A 16,218-nucleotide genomic window follows, 5' to 3' on the forward strand; every position below is an offset into this window, starting at 1 on the left:
GGGTACGATCATGGAATCCGCAATTCCTCTGCATCTCGAGACCCAGCGCACGCGCCACAAGCGCGTGCCGGACGATTACCAGCCGCCATACCCGTCGTTCGTGGCGCGCCACAAACCCACCGTGAGCCGTGTCGTGATGGCCTATTTCGGTGTGCAGTATCGCGGCGCGGCGCCGGCGGCTGCGACGGCGGCACTCGCCGAGATCGCGGCGCGGTTTGCTGCCGGGGGCGGGCCTTCGCATTGGGACCGCGCCCGCTACGTCGACCGCGCCGGTTATGAGACCGTCGTGTCGGTTGCCTATTGGGACGACATCGCGCGCTTCGACGCATGGTTCGCGCCGGCACGAGAGGCGTGGACAGTGAAGGCGCGCGAGGGCATCGGCACCTTCATCGAGGTGCTGCGTCCCACGGTCGCCCGGCACGAGACGCTGTTCTCCTCGCTCGACCGGCCCGAGGGCGTGGCCGCAATCGCCGACGGCATGAGCGGCGAGGTGCAGGAGCACGCCTATTGGGGTGGCATGCGCGATCGCATTCCGTTGTCGCAGACCGATCCGATGACGCCGGGCGGCGCGCCTGAATTGATCCGCGACGGCGCGCGGCTGCGGGTGAAGGCGCACGACAATCTCTGCCCGATCCGCTCCGGGCAGGACTGGAGCGATACGGAGGCATCGGAGCGAAAGCTCTACCTCGACGATGTCGAGCCGGTGCTGCGAGAGGGCATGGATTTTCTGCGTGATGACGGGCTTGGCATCGGCTGCTATGCCAACCGCTACATGCAGGTGCTCTCCACCGACGGCAGCGTGAGCGAAAAGTCCTACGGCCAGAGCTGGTGGAAGAGCCTCGCCGCACTTGAGCGCTGGGCGGAGTCGCATCCGACCCACGTCAGGATATTCGGCGCGGCGATGAAATACCTGTCGACGCTCGGGCCGTCGGCAAAGCTGCGGCTCTATCATGAGGTTACGGTGGCGGCGGCGGATGAGCAGTTCTTCGAATATCTGAACTGCCATGCGAAGACCGGCATGCTGGCGGCGGTCGAGACCGTCAGCGGCTGACGCTTGTTGTCTTGAGCATGATCTTATCGGAAAACCGCTGCGCACTTTTCCGGATGATGCTCTACGCCACGCAGTGGCCGAGCAGCTCGGGATGCGCGGCGCAGATGTGATGCGCGCCGGCATCCCGCAGCTCGGCTTCGCTGCCATAGCCATAGAGCACGCCGATCGCGGTCATGCCGTTGGTGCGGGCGCCGATCACGCGTGGCTGCGGTCGCCGATCATGATCGCGCTGCCGGGGTCGACCTTCGCCTCGACGAGCGCGTAGCGCAGCAGGTCGCGCTTGTCGACACGCGTGCCGTCGAGCTCAGAGCCGAACACGCGCTCGAAATACGGTTTCAGGCCGAAATGATCGACGATGCGGACGGCGTAGACCGCGGGCTTGTTGGTGGCGACGAACATGCGCTGGCTGGTTGCGGCGATCGTCGTCAGCGTGTCGATGATGCCGGCATAGGCCTCGTTCTCGAACAGGCCGATATCGGCAAATCGCTCGCGATAAAGCAGTAGCGCACGGTCGGCGAGCTCTTCGCTTCCGGTGAGCTTCTTCAGGCTGGCGTGCAGGGGCGGCCCGATGCACCAGGTCAGCTCGTCCTCGCTCGGCACGGCAAGGTCGAGCCGCTCCAGCGCGTATTGGATCGAGCGGGTGATCCCGGGCTTCGGGTTGGTCAGCGTGCCATCGAGATCGAAGAAGATTGTAGCCATGCCAGTCGTGCCCGTGTTGATACCGCCGTTGTTTGACCTAAACGACGCGGCTGCTCAAGGCAACGCCGCCGCGTCGCGCGACGTTTTAAAGCTCGCTATTGGCAGGGCATAAGCGTAAAGTCCTGCGATCACCGCCCCTTCCCATGGCATCCGTCGGTGACTGAGGGTCACTAGCGCTCCCGCCGAACGAGGAGGAGCGTGCATGCCGCGATTTAATCTGGCCGACTGGATCGTGCCGCCGGTGATAGTCCCTCTGTTTCTGTTGCTCCTGGTGGCTGCTGCGGCTTTTCTGCATGGATAGGACGCCGCTCCAATATCTGGTAAGCGGACGCGATCAAAGCGGCTACGTCAGCCTGGCCCGCACCACGACGGCCGCCGCTCTGAAGAAGGCGAGGGAGCTGTTGCAGGAAGGCTATGTCGACGTGCGGATATGCACGCCGCAGGGCCGGGTTCTGCTGTCTGACGAGTTCGACCAGTTCGAGGCATGAGGAGCGCGGGGGCGTCAAACGGCGCGCCCGGATTCTCCGCGAGGAAAGATACCCGTATGAGAATGCTTATTGTCGCATTGGCGCTTGGCACATTCGTGCAAGGTGCTGTCGCGAAAGAGCCGGACTGCCGCGCGATCGAGAGCACGAGCGGACGGCTCGCCTGTTACGACGCCGCGTTTCCGCCGCAAGCGAAGAAGCCCGCCACGTCGGAAACGGACGTATCTCGAGCCCCCTATAAAGATCCGTTCCTTGATGAAGAAGCCCGCACGGCGGCCAAACTCAAGAATATCTGTCGCGGTTGCTGAGGGAGCCGTCATGGTCCGCGAAACAACCTACGTGGTGCAGGCGTTCAACGCCGGCAAGGGGGGAAATCTGAAGGCCGACTCTCCTATCGTCTGCAAGTCGGAAAGCGGCGCGCTGCGCACGGCGGAGAGACTGGCCTTGAGCAAACTCGGCGTCGTCGCGTTCTCGTCCAGCGGCGATCCCGAAATGGGTGACTATGACGATGAGCCTACGGTGTTCTTCCGAAAGGGCGAGCTTCCGGCTGGTTTCGACTGAGGCCCTGGACGTGGTCGAGCAGATATTTGGCGGAGAGGCACAGATGAACGAGCGACTGGACATATTGAAGAAGGCCCGCGATCGCATGATCGAGGACAGGGACACGCATGCGAAGGTGCTGGCCGCTCCCTTTGATCGTGACAATGCCGAGCGAGCACGGAACAAGTTCGTCGAGCTTCAAATGCTGATCGATGCCCTGGACCGCGCAATCAGCGCAGAAATGCCGGTCTCGGCATAGGACCGAAGCGAGTGAAGGGCGGGACTGGCGGACGTTTCAACGCAGCACCGCAGTGGCATGCCGGCGGCCGCCACGGTTCGCTCTATTGCTGTCTTGCCCATTCGACGATCGCCGTGGCATCGGCGCCCGCCTGCGTCTCCCAGGTGGCGATCGCGGGCGTTGCCGCTTTCCGGAGCGCGGCGACGAGGGACGCCGGCGCCGGCTCGGCGATGCGGACGCCGTTGTCGCGCATGCGCGCATAGTTTTCGATGGTGCGATGGGTCAATAGCGCGAATTGGCCTTGCTCGGTCTCGGCGGCCGCGGCCAGCACCTCGCGCTGCATCGGCTCGGACAATTCGGCAAATGCGTCGCTGCGGACGAAGGCGATCGAGAGCGGCATCGCGTAGTTGATCGCTGTAAAGTAGGGCAGGAAGTCCCAGAGCTTGCGTCCCGCGCCGCCGTCGCCGGAGGTGAGGAACGCATTCAGCCGGTGCTCCCTGAGGCCAGCGAGCGCCGCGTCCATCGGCAGGAACTGTGCATTCGCGCCGGCTGCGCGCATGACCTCGCCGGAGTTGGCGTCGTAGGCCCGCAAATTCAGTTTCGGCAGGGCGTCGGCGCCTTCCAGTGCATGGTCCGACCAGAGGCCCGTGGCCGGCCAGATCGTGACATAGAGCAGCTTGAGGCCGCGTGCCGCGAGCGCCTTCTCGTAAAGCGGGCGCGCCCGCAGATTGGCGGCGCGGGCGAGGTCGACCGACTGCACCAGGAAGGGCAGGGTGGACAATCCGAACACCGGGTCGAGGCTCGAGAGCGCGCCGGCGAAGGCGTCGCCGCCGGCGATGCGACCATCCAGCGCGGCGCGCGGCATTTCGCCCGAGTTGATCTTGAGCTCGTTGTCGAAAGCGTTAGCTACGGTCACGAAGCCGTTTGTGCGCGCCGCGACGCGATCGGCGAAACTGGTGAGCCCGAGCCCGGAAATATTGTTCTGCGGATATTCCGTGGTCATCCGCCAGTTGACTTGCGCCATGGCCGGCGCGGCGGGCAGGACGAGGGCTACGAGGACGAGGATCGCGCGGATCCCTTGGGCGGGGCAGCGCATTGGGAGAAGCAGGTCAAACTGCATATATTGGCAACTCGTCGAACCATGGCACGATGCCACAACATGGCACATGATCTTGTTGCATGCCGCGCCGGAGCGCGCCACAGCGATGCTTGGGCACGGCTGACGCGAATTGCATCGCTCACCATCGCTGCACTGCTCGTCTCGGCGACACGGGTGGTGGCGTGGGACAGTTCGCCCGCGAAGACCAATATCGCCGTCCCCAGCGTCGAGGAGCTCGCGATGCCGCCGCCAAAGCCTGCGGATGCGCGCGAGAGCGATACGCGGGAGTCGATCTGCCTGATCGTCGAGGCCGCCGCACGGGATGCCAATTTGCCGCTGGAATTCTTCGCCCGCGTGATCTGGCAGGAGAGCCGCTTCCAGGCCGATGCCGTGGGGCCCATGACGCGCAGCGGCGAGCATGCGCAGGGGATCGCGCAGTTCATGCCGGGTACTGCCAGCGAGCGCGGGCTGCTCAATCCCTTCAATCCGGTGCAGGCGCTGCCGAAGTCGGCGGAGTTTCTGAACGAGCTGCGCAACCAGTTCGGCAATCTCGGTCTTGCGGCTGCTGCCTACAACGCCGGCCCGCGCCGGGTGCAGGAATGGCTCGCGGGCACCGGTCCGATGCCGGAGCAGACCCGCAACTACGTCTATGCCATCACCGGCACGAGCGTCGATGCCTGGGCCAAGGCGGGAGCGACCGGCAAGGGGCCGCCGAGTTCGCCGCCGACCAGCTGCCGCGATCTCATGGCGCTTCTGAAGCGCGCGCCGAATGCCTTCGTCGCCGAGCTCGAACAGCATGTGGAGCTCGCTGCCGCAAAGATCTGGGGCGTACAGCTCGCTGCCGGCTTCGACCGCAACCGGGCGCTGGCGATGTATTCCCGCGCCGTCACGCGGCTGACCGCGGTGATCGGCGAGCGCGATCCGAGCCTGCTGAGTTCGGTGATGCGCAGCCGCGGCACGCGTGCGTTCTATCAGGTGCGCATTGGCGCGGATACGCGTAGCGAGGCGGATGATCTGTGTAATCGGATACGGAAGGCCGGCGGTGCCTGCTTCGTGCTGAAGAACCGGGGTGTGAGCGGATAGGGGACTTCTCCCCCGCGCATGCCAGCCCCGCCGCGCGCTTCCTTGACGTCGGCCGCGGCATTGCCCGTTATGCGGGCACGATTCCGCAACCCCGACCAAAACTCCCCGTGGCGCTTCCTCCGCTCGATTCACCTCAATGGCAAAGTCCCTGGCGAGCCTTTGCGTGGGGGCTGCGCTCGATCACGCAGACGATCCTCACGCTTGTCCTGTTCGCGACCTACCTCGGCATCGGCGCACTCGCCCACGACACCCATTTCAGCCTGCTTTGGGCGCTCTGCTCGACGCTGTTCGTCTGGGCAGGTCCAGCGCAGATCATCCTGATCACGACGCTCGGCTCGGGCGCCACCATCATCCAGTCGGCGATTGCGGTGACGGTCAGCGCGATCCGGCTGTTCCCGATGGTGGTCTCGGTGCTGCCCCTGATGCGCACGCCGACCACCAAGCGGCGCGAGCTGTTCTTTGCGGCGCACCTCACCGCCGTGACGCTGTGGGTCGAATGTCATCGCTTCCTGCCGCAGGTGCCGCGCGAGCGGCGGATCGCCTTCGTGAACGGACTTGGCTTCGGCCTGGTCTCGGTATGCCTCACCGCCAACACGGTTGGCTATTTCCTTGCCGCCAACCTGACGCAGACGCTTGGCGCGGCGATCCTGATGCTGACGCCGCTGTCGTTCCTGTTCTCGACCGCGCGCAACAGCCGCGAGGTCGCCGACGTCGTCGCGCTGACGCTCGGGGTTCTGCTCTATCCGATTGCCGCGAAGATGAACTCCGGCCTCGACATCCTCGTCAGCGGCCTCGTGGCCGGCACGATCGCCTATGGCGTGCATTGGTGGCGGGAGGTGCGCGCATGAGCGCTGCGCAGCTCATCGGCGACTGGCATGCGCTTGTCGTGCTGTTCGTCGCCGGCGTTGTTCCCAACCAGATATGGCGCATGCTGGGCCTTTGGTTCGGCGGCGGCATCGACGAGGGCTCCGAGCTCCTGGTCTGGGTGAGGGCGGTTGCCACCGCGATCCTGGCCGGCGTCATCGCCCAGATCGTGGTCGAGCCGCCGGGGGCGTTGGCAAGCGTGCCTGACGTCTTGCGCTATGGCGCGGTCGGCGCAGGCCTCGTCGTCTTCCTGCTGACCCGCCGCTCGATCTTCGCGGGCGTGGTCACAGGCGAAGTCTTCATGCTGGCCGGGAAGTGGTGGTTAGGCTAAAACCACCGGCGAACAGCAAGGAACTGGAAATATGGTTCGCGAAAACGAGCTCCGCGAGGGTGAGGTCGCCATCGAGTTGCCGTCGACGGAGGATGCCGGCCTCGTCTTCATCGGCCGCATCCGCACGCCCTGGACCTCGCGGATGGAGACGCCGCGACAGGGACGTCAGGACGGCCCGGTGTGCCGGCTCGAGATCTTCGAGCCGTTCGTGCCGGCCATCAAGGGCGTCGATTTCTACAGCAATCTCGAGGTGCTCTACTGGCTCGACAAGTCGCGCCGCGACATCGTCCTGCAAAGCCCGAAGAACAACGAGAAGACCCGCGGCACGTTTTCGCTGCGCTCACCGGTTCGGCCCAATCCGATCGGGACCTCGATCGTCAAGCTCGTCGGTATCGAGGGCAATGCGATTCTGGTGCGCGGGCTCGACTGCATCGACAACACGCCGCTGATCGACATCAAGCCAGATCGTTGCGAATTCACGCCGCTGGCCGCCCCGCAAGCAGGGGATTTTCAGACGGAGTGAGGGGCGCGATCGTAGCCCGCATGGAGCGCAGCGGAATGCGGGGAGGTCCCGGATTACGCTTCGCTCCATCCGGGCTACAGCGCTGATATCTACCCCGCCTTCAGCGCCGCGATCAGCTTGGCCGCGTTCTCTTGCAGGACCTTGACGTCTTCCTTGCGGCTGGCGGGCGGCAGCATCGCCACGCCGTCGTGGCGCGGCATCACGTGCATGTGGAGATGAAACACCACCTGGCCGCCGGCGGGCTCGTTGAACTGCTGGACGGTGATGCCGTCGGCCTCGAACGCTTTCATCGCGGCCGCCGCGATCTTGTGCGCGCCGCGGGCGACGTGGGCGTAGTCATCAGGCTTGATGTCGAGGATGTTGCGGGCAGGGGCCTTCGGGATCACCAGCGTATGGCCCGATACCCGCGGCATGATGTCGAGGAAAGCCAGCACATGCTCGTCCTCATAGACCTTGTGGCAGGAAAACTCGCCGCGCAGGATCTTTGCGAAGATGTTGTTGGGGTCGTAGGCGGTCATGGCGGCTCCTCGAATTTTGCGCTTACTGTCACCAGCCACGGCAAACCGTCAAGGCGCCTCGTCGACGCCTTTCCGGAACGGGCCGAGCTCGGCCAGCTCCCGCCCGGCCTCGGCGACATAGGCACGCTCGCGCTTGAGGTAATCGTCGATGGCGCGGCGCAGGCCGGGATCGGCGATGAAGTGCGCGGAATGGGTCGTCTTCGGCAGGTAGCCGCGCGCGATCTTGTGCTCGCCCTGCGCGCCGGCCTCGACGTTGTCGAGGCCGTGTTTGATCGCGAAATCGATCGCCTGATAGTAGCAAACTTCGAAATGCAGGAACGGATGATGCTCGACCGCGCCCCAGTTGCGGCCGAACAGCGTATCCGAGCCGATGAAGTTGATCGCGCCCGCGATCCAGCGGCCGTTGCGGCGGGCCATCACCAGCAGCACGTCCTGGCTCATGCTCTCGCCGATCAGCGAGAAGAATTCGCGGGTGAGATAAGGCCGGCCCCATTTGCGCGAGCCGGTCTCCATGTAGAATTGGAAGAAGGCGTCCCAGGCATCCTCGGTGATGTCGCTGCCGGTGAGCCAGTGGATGGTGATGCCGCCGGCAAGCGCATCGCGCCGCTCGCGCTTGATCGATTTGCGGTGGCGCGAATTGAGCGTGGTGAGGAAATCGTCGAAGGTCGCAAATCCCTCGTTGCGCCAGTGGAACTGCTGATCGGTGCGCTGGAGGAAGCCGTGCCCGGCGAGCCGTTTCCACTCCCCCTCACGCGCGAAGGTCACGTGCACCGAGGAGGCCTTGCTGACGCCGCATAGCGCCACCAACCCGCTCGCCAGCGTCTCCGCGATGCGCTCGCGATCGACGCCGTCGCGGACCAGCAGCCGGGGCCCTGTGGCCGGGGTGAAGGGCACCGAGACCTGGAGTTTCGGATAGTAGCGTCCACCTGCGCGCTCATAGGCGTCCGCCCAGCCGCGGTCGAAGACGTACTCGCCTTGGGAATGCGATTTCAGATAGCAGGGCACGACCCCGGCGACGCGGCCATCGACCTTAGCCACCAGATGCCGCGGCCCCCAGCCGGTGCGGATGGTGGCCGAACCCGATTTCTCAATTGCGGATAAAAACGCGTGCGAGACGAACGGGTTATAGGCGGGTTTTGAGAGGCCGAGGGAATCGCCTGGAAGCCCGGATGAAGTTCCGGCGCCATGCCCGTTGCAAGCCTTGTCGGGATTGGCACAGGCGTCCCAATCCTCGGCAGATACCTCGCCAATCGAGGGTACAGCCTCGAGTGTGATTTCAGATGATGCCATCGTGCCCAAGATCGTGCATTGCAGCAGTGACTTCAAGAGGGCGGGAACAGCAAGCCCTACGGCACGAACCCCTCAAAGATCATCTGATCCGCATATTGCCCGACCCGCGTCCGCTGCTCCGGGGTGCGCACGGTCCAGCCGAGCAGGGCGCAGCCGAGGACGTTGCGGGCGATCCAGGGGGCGGGGGCCGGCAGATGGTCGACCTTGAAGGCGACGAAATGCGGCTGGGTCTGAAAGCCGTGGCGCAGGTACAGCATGCTGTCGCGCTGCGCCTGCGCCAGCTTCGCCCAGTACTCGTCCTCGTAGGTCCGCTGCGCGACGATGCCGCGCGGGCGGGAGGGCAACAGCTCACGCAGCGCCAGCACCTGGTCGGGATCGAACGACATGCCGACGGCGGGGCCCTGGTAGGACGACAGCACCTCGGCCATCCGCTTCACCAGCTTGCGGTCGCCGCCAAAATGGCTCTTCACCTCGATCACCAGCGGCACGCGGCCGGCGACCATGGCGCAGAGATCGCTGAGCGACATCATCCGCTCGTCCGTGTCTTTGAACTTGACCGCCTTCAGCTCGGCCGCGGTCTTCTCGACCACCTCGCCGGCGGCCTCGGTGAGGCGGCCGAGCGCGTGGTCATGATGCACCATGGCCTCGCCGTCGGCGGAGAGCTGGATGTCGACCTCGATCGAGAAATTGCCCGCGATGGCAGCCTGCACCGCGCCCGGCATGTTCTCGACGATGCCGCGCGAAATGTCATGCAGGCCGCGATGGGCGACCGGCCGGGCTGTCAGCCAATCAGGAGCGCGCAACGCCGTCAGCTCCGTGTCAGGCGACCTCGAACACGCCTTCGACCTCGACCGCCGCATCCGCGGGCAGCGAGGCGACGCCGACGGTGGTGCGGGCGTGGCGGCCCTTGTCACCGAAGGCGGCTACCATCAGGTCGGAGGCGCCGTTCAGCACCTTCGGCCCGTCCAGGAAGTCGGGTGCCGAGTTGATGAAGCCGCCGAGGCGCACCACGCGCACGACCTTGTCGAGGTCGCCGAGCGCCGCCTTGACCTGGGCCAGCAGATTGACGGCGCAGCCGCGCGCCGCCGCGGCACCGTCTTCGATCGAAACGCCGGCACCGAGCTTGCCCTTGGCGATCAGCTTGCCGGCGGGGTCGAAACAGACCTGGCCGGAGACGAATAGCAGGTTACCGGTGCGCACGAACGGCACGTAATTGGCGACAGGGGTAGGGGCCTCGTGCAGCTTGATGCCCTGTTCCGCCAGTTTTTGCTCGACCGTGCCCGCCATGTTCGACCTCGTTGTCCAAATTTCATCCGCCCGGCTGCGTCCGTTTGGGGGCCGGGCGCGCCCTGTTTCGCCCATCGAGCCGCCACATGCAAGCAACCGGGACGACTGCATTTTGTTGTGGCCAAGCAGCAGGTTCAAGGCGGGGGCCGCAACTTTACGTGAAACGGCCTCAGTTGCGACGCAATGGAACGGTCATTAAAATGTCGAATCTGCGCTTTCCCCAGGGATGACACATGGTGCACCTTTTCCGGACTTCGCTCAGTGTGATGGCGCTCGCGGCGGCTGCTTTCGGCGCAGGCGGGGGAGTGCAGGCTGCCAGCGGTCCGTTCCTCGCGCACCAGGCGCTCTATGACCTCAGCCTTGTCAAATCGCGCTCCAACTCGGTCAACAGCGCGCGCGGCCGCATCCTCTACAATTTCACGGGAAGTTCGTGCGAGGGCTACACCTCCGAATTCCGCCAGGTCTCCGAGCTCGACAGCGGCGAGGGCAAGCTCACGCTGAGCGACCTCCGCTCCAACTCCTGGGAGGACGCCGCGGGAAAAAGCTACCGCTTCAAGATCGAGACGCGGATGAACGAGGCCGATGCCGGCCGGGTCGACGGTTCGGCCGAGCGCGACGGCGACCACATCAACGTCAAGCTGAAGCTGCCGGCGCCGAAGAATTTCACGCTCGACGGCAAGATCGTGTTCCCGACCGAGCAGATCCAGCGCATCATTGCCGCGGCCAAGGACGGCAAGTCGTTGCTCGAGCTGTCGGTGTATGACGGCTCCGACGACGGCCAGAAAGTCTACAACACGCTGACCGTGATCGGTCAGCCGATTCCCGCCGAGCGCGCCACCTCGGCCGACCCGTCGACCACGGACGAGCACATGAAGTCGCTCAAGCGCTGGCCGATCACCGTCAGCTATTTCGACCGCGACGCCCAGCAGAAGGAAGGCGAGCAGACGCCGGTCTACGCGATGGCGTTCGAGCTCTACGAAAACGGCGTTTCGCGCCAGCTCGTGCTCGATTACAACGATTTCGTCATCTCCGGCGCGATGGGCAAGTTCGACGTCAAGGACAGCAAGCCCTGTAATTGAGGGGAGATCCCTCCGCGCGAGCAGGGCCGTAGGGTGGGCAAAGCGTAGCGTGCCCACCACTTTCCAGGTGAGCCGCAGGATCGTGGGCACGACGCTGTGCGCCTTTGCCCACCCTACGAGATCTCTCTTCGCCGCTTTGCTCTTCGCAGTGATAGACTAGCTCTCGTCATACTCCCCAGCTACGCTCCTCCTCCCAACCACAAACCCGGGAGGCAAGCACAATGCCCAAGCTCGACCATCTCCGCCCCAGCGGCCTGCATCACAATCCGGCCTATTCCCACGTCGTCACCGCTTCCGGTGCGCGCACCATCTACATCTCCGGCCAGGTGTCGGTGGACGAGGAAGGGCGGATCGTCGGCGAGGGCGATATTGCCGCGCAGACGACGCAGGTGATGCAGAATCTCGGCCACGCGCTGAAGGCGGCCGGCGCGACCTACGCCAACATCGTCAAGATCACGACCTTCGTGGTGAACTACAAGCCGGAGCTGCGCCGGATCATCGGCAAGGCCCGCTCGGCCTTCTTCGAGGGCATGGAGCCGCCTGCCTCGACGCTCGTCGGCGTCTCCGCGCTTGCCGCGCCGGAATGGCTGATCGAGATCGAGGCGATCGCAGTCGCGGATTGATCCCGCAGCCCGGATGGAGCGAAGCGCAATCCGGGAAACCCGTCGGACGCGCCGTCCCGGATTTCGCTGTGCTCCATGCGGGCTACAAGCGTTTCGCTTCGGACATCTCTTGCAAGACTTTCAGAGCCTCATCGGCACGCTCAACAGGTACGAAAAGATGATCGTGGTGGAAGGCCGACACCGCATTCACGCTGATGCCGGCTTCGGCCAGTCGCGCCGTGACTGCAGCCAGGAAGCCCACCGCATCGAGTGCGGAGTGAACCGTCAGGGTGATCAGGCGCGAGGCGAACGCGGAGCGTAAGCCTGACGCCTCGGCTTCTTCGCGCAGGATCACCAGCGTGGTTCCTTCCTGCTCGCGAAACGTCAGCAGCGGGTTGACCGCTGCGGGAATGGGCTCGCTGGGTGGGATCGTGCAAAACACGAAGATGCCGCCCAGCAGCTTCGGCTTCATGTTCCTCAACAGCGCGTCGAGATCGTGTTCGCCTGTCACGATGGTCAGCCTCTCAGCGCGTTCGGATCGGTGTAGCTTGCGAAACTCATCAGCGCTGGAACCTGACAGAGGGCCTCGCCAACATACCTTTGTATATCTCTTCCAATCCTTCTCATACGCTGACCTTACGCTGGTACAATTGAGCGACGGCGGGAGATTCTTACAATTTGAGTCTACTCGGGTCACTGCGAGGAAGCTCAAATGAACGTCGTGATTGGAAAGCTCAACGGCCTGTGGCACCTCATCGTCGGGTCTTGTCAGATCCGAACTCCGTTCCTGGCAACTCAGGATCGGCAGTTGGTCATTCAGTATGCCCGGCGTGTCTATCCGGGTGCACGGATCTTCGAACGCGACTGAATTGAGCAGGACTCGATCACTCCTGCTGTCCTGTTTCAGGGCCATCATACGCGATGCCGCGAATGACGGCGGAGTTGCCGAACTTCTTGCGCAGACTGTCCACCGCGCGCTCGGCATGCGCAGCACGGCGGTCGAGCATGTCAGTGTCGTCGGCGGGCGAGCCTTCGCGCAGCGCGCTGACGCCGGCGCCCATCAGGCGGAAGGCAGTGCCGTCGATCTCCTTCGCGAGCATCTCGCGGCAGATCGAGAATATCTTGGCGGCAAGCTGCGTCGGGCCTGCGATCGATTGCGAGCGGGTGCGCTGGCGGAAATCGGCGGTCTTCAGCTTCAGCGTGACGGTCGAGCCGGCAAGCTCGCTGCTCTTGAGCCGCGACGAGGTCTTCTCGCAGAGCCGCCACAGGATCTTCTCCAGCGTCGCGAAATCGCGGATGTCGGTCTCGAAGGTGGTTTCGCTCGAAATCGTCTTGGCGCCCCGATCGGGCTCGACGCGGCGGTCGTCGATGCCGCGGGCGAGCCGCCACAGCCTGCGGCCGTCGCTCGGAAATTGCCGCATCATCTCGATCTCGTCGGCCCTTTGCAGGTCGGCGATGATGCGGAAGCCGCGCTGCGCCAGGCGCTCCTGCGTGGCCGGGCCGACGCCGAAGATGAAGCCGACCGGCCTCGAAGCCAGCATCAAACGGGCTTCCTCCTGATCGAGCGCGGCAAAGCCGCGCGGCTTGTCGAGATCGGAGGCGATCTTGGCCAGGAACTTGTTGCAGGACAGGCCGACCGAGACGGAGATGCCGATGTCGCGCTCGATGTTGCGCGCGAACCGCGCCAGCACCTTGGCCGGAACCATGCCGTGCACCCGCTCGGTGCCGGAGAGATCGAGGAAGGCCTCGTCGATCGAGAGCGGTTCGACCAGCGGCGTCAGCGCCTGCATGGCCTGGCGCACCTCGCGGCCGACACGGACGTATTTCGCCATGTCGGGCGGGATCACGGTCGCGTGCGGGCAGGCCTCGAGCGCCCGATACATCGGCATCGCCGAGCGCACGCCATAGGTGCGGGCGATGTAGCAGGCGGCCGACACCACGCCGCGCTTACCCCCGCCGATGATGACGGGCTTGTCGGCGATATCAGGGTTGTCGCGCTTTTCGACCGTCGCATAGAAGGCGTCGCAGTCGATATGGGCGATGGTCAGGCCTGCGAGCGCGCGGTGGCGGACGAGGCGAGGGGAACCGCAGGCGGAGCAACGCCGCACGCCCATATTCAGATCGGCCAGACAATCCCGGCAGAAGCAGCGAGGCCCGGCCGGGTCAGAGGCGGTCACGGCACGTCGCGCTCCCAGGTCCGGTCGCCGAGCGCGTCGCCCAACACCTGCCGCGCCGCAGCAACGTTGGTCGGATGCAGCTCCGCGGTCGAGGCAAAGGCCTTCACGGTGGCGTCATCGCGCATCACGAAATCGAGCACGCTGAGGAGGAAATTCGGGTCCGAGGCGGCATTGCGCAGGGTCTCCGGACCGACCCCTGTCTCAGCCAGAAACAGGCCCAGCCGCTCGGGATCGCCAGCCACGAAGGAGAGCGCCTGAATTGCAACGATTTCAGCGACTTCGCGAGGGTTGTGAACAGGCTTTTTCAAGGGGCCAGTTTGCCTTTCCATTAACTTTCGGTGTCTACTTTGCAGCCATCATGCCCGAGTCTCAAGACCGCCGACAAGCAACTGGAAACCACATCGCAGAAAGTCGGCCCTCGGGTTTAACGAAACTCAAGCGAATCTGAGGCTAGTTTGAATCCAGTTTTCGAAGCGCCGGCGAGCGGCGCCTGAGGCGTCACATGTATAGGGCTTCGTGCCAATCAGGAGGGCGGGATGGCTAAGACCGTCCTGATCGTGGAAGACAACGAGCTCAACATGAAGCTCTTCCGCGACCTGTTGGAGGCGCACGGTTACCAGACCTCCGGCACCAGCAACGGCTACGAGGCGCTCGACCTCGTTCGCAAGATGCGACCCGACCTCGTGCTGATGGATATCCAATTGCCGCAGGTCTCGGGCCTCGAGGTCACGCGCTGGATCAAGGACGATCCGGAGCTGCGTGCCATTCCCGTCGTCGCGGTCACGGCGTTCGCGATGAAGGGCGACGAAGAGCGCATCCGCGAGGGCGGCTGCGAGGCCTATTTGTCCAAGCCGATCTCGGTCGGCAAATTCATTGAGACGGTCCGGCGTTTTATCGGATAGGAAGTGAGTTCACAGTGTCCGCGCGTATCCTGGTTGTCGATGACGTTCCCGCCAACGTCAAACTCCTCGAAGCTCGCCTGTCCGCCGAATATTTCGACGTGATGACCGCCTCGAACGGCACCGAGGCGCTGGCGCTGGCCAGCCGCGCCGAATGCGACATCATCCTGCTCGACGTGATGATGCCCGACATGGACGGCTTTGAAGTGTGCCGCCGTCTCAAGACCGATCCGGCGACGCACCACATCCCCGTCGTGATGGTCACCGCGCTCGACAGCCCCGCCGACCGCAATCGCGGGCTGGAAGCGGGCGCCGACGATTTCCTGACAAAACCCGTCTCCGATGTCGTGCTGATCGCGCGCGTGCGCTCGCTGACGCGGCTGAAGATGATGACCGATGAGCTGCGCATGCGCGCCATCACCTCGCTCGAGATCGGCATGCAGGCGCCCGAGCGCAGCGCGGTGGCTGACACCGGCAGGGGCGGCCGTATTCTACTGGTCGACGACCGTCAGTCCTCCTATGAGCGGCTGGCGACGATCCTCGCCGCGGAGCACACCATCGACGTCGAGCCGAACCCGACGGAAGCGCTGTTCCACGCCGCCGAGGGCAACTACGACCTGCTGATCGTCTCGCTCGACCTCAACAATTTCGACGGGCTGCGGCTGTGCAGCCAGGCGCGCTCGCTGGAGCGCACGCGCCACGTGCCGATCCTGGCGATTGCGGACCCCGAGAACTCGACGCGGCTGCTCCGCGGCCTCGAGATCGGCGTCAACGACTACCTGCTGCGCCCCATCGACAAGACCGAGCTGCTGGCCCGCGCCCGCACGCAGATCCGCCGCCGTCGCTACACCGATCATTTGCGCGACAACGTGCAGAACTCGATCGAGATGGCGATCACCGATGCGCTCACCGGCCTGCACAATCGCCGCTACATGGAGAGCCATCTGGCGACGCTCGCTGACCAAGCCTCGACGCGCGGCAAGCCCCTGGCGCTGATGATTCTGGACATCGACTATTTCAAGTCGATCAACGACAATTACGGCCACGACGCCGGCGACGACGTGCTGCGCGAGTTCGCGGTGCGCGTGCGCAAGTCGATCCGCGGCATTGACCTTGCCTGTCGCTACGGCGGCGAGGAGTTCGTCATCGTGATGCCGGAGACTGATCTGCACGTCGCCGGCATGGTCGCCGAGCGCCTGCGCCGCTCGATCGCGGGCGAGCCGTTCGCTGTCCACAAGGGCACCAAGCGCATCGAGGTCACGATCTCGATCGGCCTCACCACGCTGGAGCAGAAGGGCGAGGCGGTCGCCGACGTCCTCAAGCGCGCCGACACCGCGCTCTACCGCGCCAAGCACGACGGCCGCAATCGCGTGGTGTCGCAGGCGGCGTGAGGCCGCCTGCAACAAGAACTGCGAAAACAACCCCATGCACAGTACCCGGCGCTAGTCGGATC

General features: G+C 64.7%; 22 protein-coding genes and 1 pseudogene. 14 read left to right on the forward strand and 9 right to left on the reverse strand.

Annotated features, from left to right (window positions below; all coding sequences use genetic code 11):
• Positions 1 to 10 precede the first annotated feature (10 nt).
• A complete protein-coding gene (locus tag AC5ZFO_RS10095; RefSeq protein ID WP_496122013.1) occupies positions 11 to 1,051 on the forward strand; it encodes a phenylacetaldoxime dehydratase family protein in 1,041 nt (346 codons plus the stop codon).
• 61 nt (positions 1,052 to 1,112) lie between these two features.
• Here AC5ZFO_RS10095 and AC5ZFO_RS10100 read toward each other — a convergent pair.
• Positions 1,113 to 1,750, reverse strand: a pseudogene (locus AC5ZFO_RS10100) (HAD family hydrolase).
• A gap of 293 nt (positions 1,751 to 2,043) precedes the next feature.
• Here AC5ZFO_RS10100 and AC5ZFO_RS10105 point away from each other — a divergent pair.
• Genes AC5ZFO_RS10105 through AC5ZFO_RS10120 form a run of 4 tightly spaced genes read left to right on the forward strand, consistent with a single transcriptional unit; the run spans position 2,044 to position 3,034 of the window.
• Positions 2,044 to 2,238 carry a hypothetical protein gene (locus AC5ZFO_RS10105; protein ID WP_063982774.1) on the forward strand — a complete coding sequence of 65 codons (195 nt, stop codon included), beginning with the start codon at positions 2,044 to 2,046 and terminating at the stop codon, positions 2,236 to 2,238.
• Between the two features lie 56 nt (positions 2,239 to 2,294).
• Positions 2,295 to 2,543: a type VI secretion system-associated protein TagO gene (locus tag AC5ZFO_RS10110; protein ID WP_282520952.1), complete on the forward strand. Its 249-nt coding sequence runs from the start codon at positions 2,295 to 2,297 to the stop codon at positions 2,541 to 2,543.
• 10 nt (positions 2,544 to 2,553) lie between these two features.
• Complete coding sequence (locus AC5ZFO_RS10115; protein WP_063982778.1) at positions 2,554 to 2,796, forward strand: hypothetical protein; 243 nt, start codon at positions 2,554 to 2,556, stop codon at positions 2,794 to 2,796.
• 43 nt (positions 2,797 to 2,839) lie between these two features.
• Positions 2,840 to 3,034, forward strand: coding sequence for a hypothetical protein (locus tag AC5ZFO_RS10120; RefSeq protein WP_282521220.1), 195 nt, complete (start codon positions 2,840 to 2,842; stop codon positions 3,032 to 3,034).
• Between the two features lie 82 nt (positions 3,035 to 3,116).
• On the opposite strand, the gene AC5ZFO_RS10125 is transcribed toward AC5ZFO_RS10120, so the two are convergent.
• Complete coding sequence (locus AC5ZFO_RS10125; RefSeq protein ID WP_282520951.1) at positions 3,117 to 4,133, reverse strand: TRAP transporter substrate-binding protein; 1,017 nt, start codon at positions 4,131 to 4,133, stop codon at positions 3,117 to 3,119.
• Between the two features lie 39 nt (positions 4,134 to 4,172).
• Between AC5ZFO_RS10125 and AC5ZFO_RS10130 the strand changes: the two genes are divergently transcribed.
• The 4 genes from AC5ZFO_RS10130 to tsaA all read left to right on the forward strand — a co-directional run bounded on the left by AC5ZFO_RS10130 (position 4,173) and on the right by tsaA (position 6,913).
• Positions 4,173 to 5,195, forward strand: a complete 1,023-nt coding sequence (locus tag AC5ZFO_RS10130; protein ID WP_282520950.1) for a lytic transglycosylase domain-containing protein — start codon at positions 4,173 to 4,175, stop codon at positions 5,193 to 5,195.
• 107 nt (positions 5,196 to 5,302) lie between these two features.
• Entirely contained in the window at positions 5,303 to 6,043 is a 741-nt protein-coding gene (locus AC5ZFO_RS10135; RefSeq protein WP_282520949.1) for an AzlC family ABC transporter permease, read from the forward strand.
• Entirely contained in the window at positions 6,040 to 6,390 is a 351-nt protein-coding gene (locus AC5ZFO_RS10140) for an AzlD domain-containing protein (protein ID WP_282520948.1), read from the forward strand. Before AC5ZFO_RS10135 ends, AC5ZFO_RS10140 begins: the two co-directional genes overlap by 4 nt.
• Before the next feature lie 31 nt (positions 6,391 to 6,421).
• Positions 6,422 to 6,913, forward strand: coding sequence for a tRNA (N6-threonylcarbamoyladenosine(37)-N6)-methyltransferase TrmO (gene tsaA, locus AC5ZFO_RS10145; RefSeq protein ID WP_014494668.1), 492 nt, complete (start codon positions 6,422 to 6,424; stop codon positions 6,911 to 6,913).
• A gap of 89 nt (positions 6,914 to 7,002) precedes the next feature.
• Here the strand turns inward: tsaA and AC5ZFO_RS10150 are convergent, their stop codons facing one another.
• The 4 genes from AC5ZFO_RS10150 to AC5ZFO_RS10165 are packed head-to-tail and all read right to left on the reverse strand — an operon-like array spanning position 7,003 to position 10,008.
• Entirely contained in the window at positions 7,003 to 7,431 is a 429-nt protein-coding gene (locus AC5ZFO_RS10150; protein WP_282520947.1) for an HIT domain-containing protein, read from the reverse strand.
• A gap of 48 nt (positions 7,432 to 7,479) precedes the next feature.
• A complete protein-coding gene (locus AC5ZFO_RS10155) occupies positions 7,480 to 8,721 on the reverse strand; it encodes a GNAT family N-acetyltransferase (RefSeq protein ID WP_282520946.1) in 1,242 nt (413 codons plus the stop codon).
• Positions 8,722 to 8,777: 56 nt separating this feature from the next.
• Positions 8,778 to 9,524 (reverse strand): glycerophosphodiester phosphodiesterase, encoded by a 747-nt coding sequence (locus AC5ZFO_RS10160; RefSeq protein WP_282520945.1) that lies wholly within the window; start codon positions 9,522 to 9,524, stop codon positions 8,778 to 8,780.
• Between the two features lie 16 nt (positions 9,525 to 9,540).
• Positions 9,541 to 10,008 (reverse strand): RidA family protein, encoded by a 468-nt coding sequence (locus AC5ZFO_RS10165; RefSeq protein WP_014494672.1) that lies wholly within the window; start codon positions 10,006 to 10,008, stop codon positions 9,541 to 9,543.
• Positions 10,009 to 10,241: 233 nt separating this feature from the next.
• Here AC5ZFO_RS10165 and AC5ZFO_RS10170 point away from each other — a divergent pair, with 233 nt between their 5' ends.
• Positions 10,242 to 11,087 (forward strand): cell envelope integrity EipB family protein, encoded by an 846-nt coding sequence (locus AC5ZFO_RS10170; RefSeq protein WP_282520944.1) that lies wholly within the window; start codon positions 10,242 to 10,244, stop codon positions 11,085 to 11,087.
• Positions 11,088 to 11,308: 221 nt separating this feature from the next.
• Complete coding sequence (locus AC5ZFO_RS10175; protein WP_282520943.1) at positions 11,309 to 11,710, forward strand: RidA family protein; 402 nt, start codon at positions 11,309 to 11,311, stop codon at positions 11,708 to 11,710.
• 82 nt (positions 11,711 to 11,792) lie between these two features.
• On the opposite strand, the gene AC5ZFO_RS10180 is transcribed toward AC5ZFO_RS10175, so the two are convergent.
• On the reverse strand, positions 11,793 to 12,200 hold the full coding sequence (locus AC5ZFO_RS10180; protein ID WP_496122014.1) for an ACT domain-containing protein: 408 nt from the start codon (positions 12,198 to 12,200) through the stop codon (positions 11,793 to 11,795).
• A 201-nt stretch (positions 12,201 to 12,401) separates the two neighbouring features.
• On the opposite strand from AC5ZFO_RS10180, the gene AC5ZFO_RS10185 reads away from it, so the two are divergent.
• Complete coding sequence (locus AC5ZFO_RS10185) at positions 12,402 to 12,557, forward strand: hypothetical protein (protein ID WP_496122015.1); 156 nt, start codon at positions 12,402 to 12,404, stop codon at positions 12,555 to 12,557.
• 16 nt (positions 12,558 to 12,573) lie between these two features.
• Here the strand turns inward: AC5ZFO_RS10185 and AC5ZFO_RS10190 are convergent, their stop codons facing one another.
• Positions 12,574 to 13,866, reverse strand: a complete 1,293-nt coding sequence (locus tag AC5ZFO_RS10190) for a DNA polymerase IV (RefSeq protein WP_282520941.1) — start codon at positions 13,864 to 13,866, stop codon at positions 12,574 to 12,576.
• Positions 13,863 to 14,174, reverse strand: coding sequence for a DUF3572 domain-containing protein (locus AC5ZFO_RS10195; protein WP_045008046.1), 312 nt, complete (start codon positions 14,172 to 14,174; stop codon positions 13,863 to 13,865). The genes AC5ZFO_RS10190 and AC5ZFO_RS10195 overlap by 4 nt, the downstream gene beginning before the upstream one ends.
• 228 nt (positions 14,175 to 14,402) lie before the next feature.
• On the opposite strand from AC5ZFO_RS10195, the gene AC5ZFO_RS10200 reads away from it, so the two are divergent.
• Together AC5ZFO_RS10200 and AC5ZFO_RS10205 are read left to right on the forward strand one after the other, a co-directional pair.
• Positions 14,403 to 14,768, forward strand: coding sequence for a response regulator (locus AC5ZFO_RS10200; protein WP_008566616.1), 366 nt, complete (start codon positions 14,403 to 14,405; stop codon positions 14,766 to 14,768).
• A 14-nt stretch (positions 14,769 to 14,782) separates the two neighbouring features.
• On the forward strand, positions 14,783 to 16,156 hold the full coding sequence (locus AC5ZFO_RS10205; protein ID WP_028150565.1) for a PleD family two-component system response regulator: 1,374 nt from the start codon (positions 14,783 to 14,785) through the stop codon (positions 16,154 to 16,156).
• The last annotated feature ends 62 nt before the right edge of the window (positions 16,157 to 16,218 follow it).

It is taken from the genome of Bradyrhizobium sp. Unk1 (assembly GCF_059512345.1).

What these genes read in the sequence shown, in the direction of transcription:
- AC5ZFO_RS10095 (WP_496122013.1), top strand. Translation starts at nt 11, where the DNA reads ATGGAATCCGCAATTCCTCTGCATCTCGAGACCCAGCGCACGCGCCAC.
- AC5ZFO_RS10105 (WP_063982774.1), top strand. Translation starts at nt 2,044, where the DNA reads ATGGATAGGACGCCGCTCCAATATCTGGTAAGCGGACGCGATCAAAGC.
- AC5ZFO_RS10110 (WP_282520952.1), top strand. Translation starts at nt 2,295, where the DNA reads ATGAGAATGCTTATTGTCGCATTGGCGCTTGGCACATTCGTGCAAGGT.
- AC5ZFO_RS10115 (WP_063982778.1), top strand. Translation starts at nt 2,554, where the DNA reads ATGGTCCGCGAAACAACCTACGTGGTGCAGGCGTTCAACGCCGGCAAG.
- AC5ZFO_RS10120 (WP_282521220.1), top strand. Translation starts at nt 2,840, where the DNA reads ATGAACGAGCGACTGGACATATTGAAGAAGGCCCGCGATCGCATGATC.
- AC5ZFO_RS10125 (WP_282520951.1), bottom strand. Translation starts at nt 4,133, where the DNA reads ATGCAGTTTGACCTGCTTCTCCCAATGCGCTGCCCCGCCCAAGGGATC.
- AC5ZFO_RS10130 (WP_282520950.1), top strand. Translation starts at nt 4,173, where the DNA reads ATGGCACATGATCTTGTTGCATGCCGCGCCGGAGCGCGCCACAGCGAT.
- AC5ZFO_RS10140 (WP_282520948.1), top strand. Translation starts at nt 6,040, where the DNA reads ATGAGCGCTGCGCAGCTCATCGGCGACTGGCATGCGCTTGTCGTGCTG.
- tsaA (WP_014494668.1), top strand. Translation starts at nt 6,422, where the DNA reads ATGGTTCGCGAAAACGAGCTCCGCGAGGGTGAGGTCGCCATCGAGTTG.
- AC5ZFO_RS10150 (WP_282520947.1), bottom strand. Translation starts at nt 7,431, where the DNA reads ATGACCGCCTACGACCCCAACAACATCTTCGCAAAGATCCTGCGCGGC.
- AC5ZFO_RS10155 (WP_282520946.1), bottom strand. Translation starts at nt 8,721, where the DNA reads ATGGCATCATCTGAAATCACACTCGAGGCTGTACCCTCGATTGGCGAG.
- AC5ZFO_RS10165 (WP_014494672.1), bottom strand. Translation starts at nt 10,008, where the DNA reads ATGGCGGGCACGGTCGAGCAAAAACTGGCGGAACAGGGCATCAAGCTG.
- AC5ZFO_RS10170 (WP_282520944.1), top strand. Translation starts at nt 10,242, where the DNA reads ATGGTGCACCTTTTCCGGACTTCGCTCAGTGTGATGGCGCTCGCGGCG.
- AC5ZFO_RS10175 (WP_282520943.1), top strand. Translation starts at nt 11,309, where the DNA reads ATGCCCAAGCTCGACCATCTCCGCCCCAGCGGCCTGCATCACAATCCG.
- AC5ZFO_RS10185 (WP_496122015.1), top strand. Translation starts at nt 12,402, where the DNA reads ATGAACGTCGTGATTGGAAAGCTCAACGGCCTGTGGCACCTCATCGTC.
- AC5ZFO_RS10200 (WP_008566616.1), top strand. Translation starts at nt 14,403, where the DNA reads ATGGCTAAGACCGTCCTGATCGTGGAAGACAACGAGCTCAACATGAAG.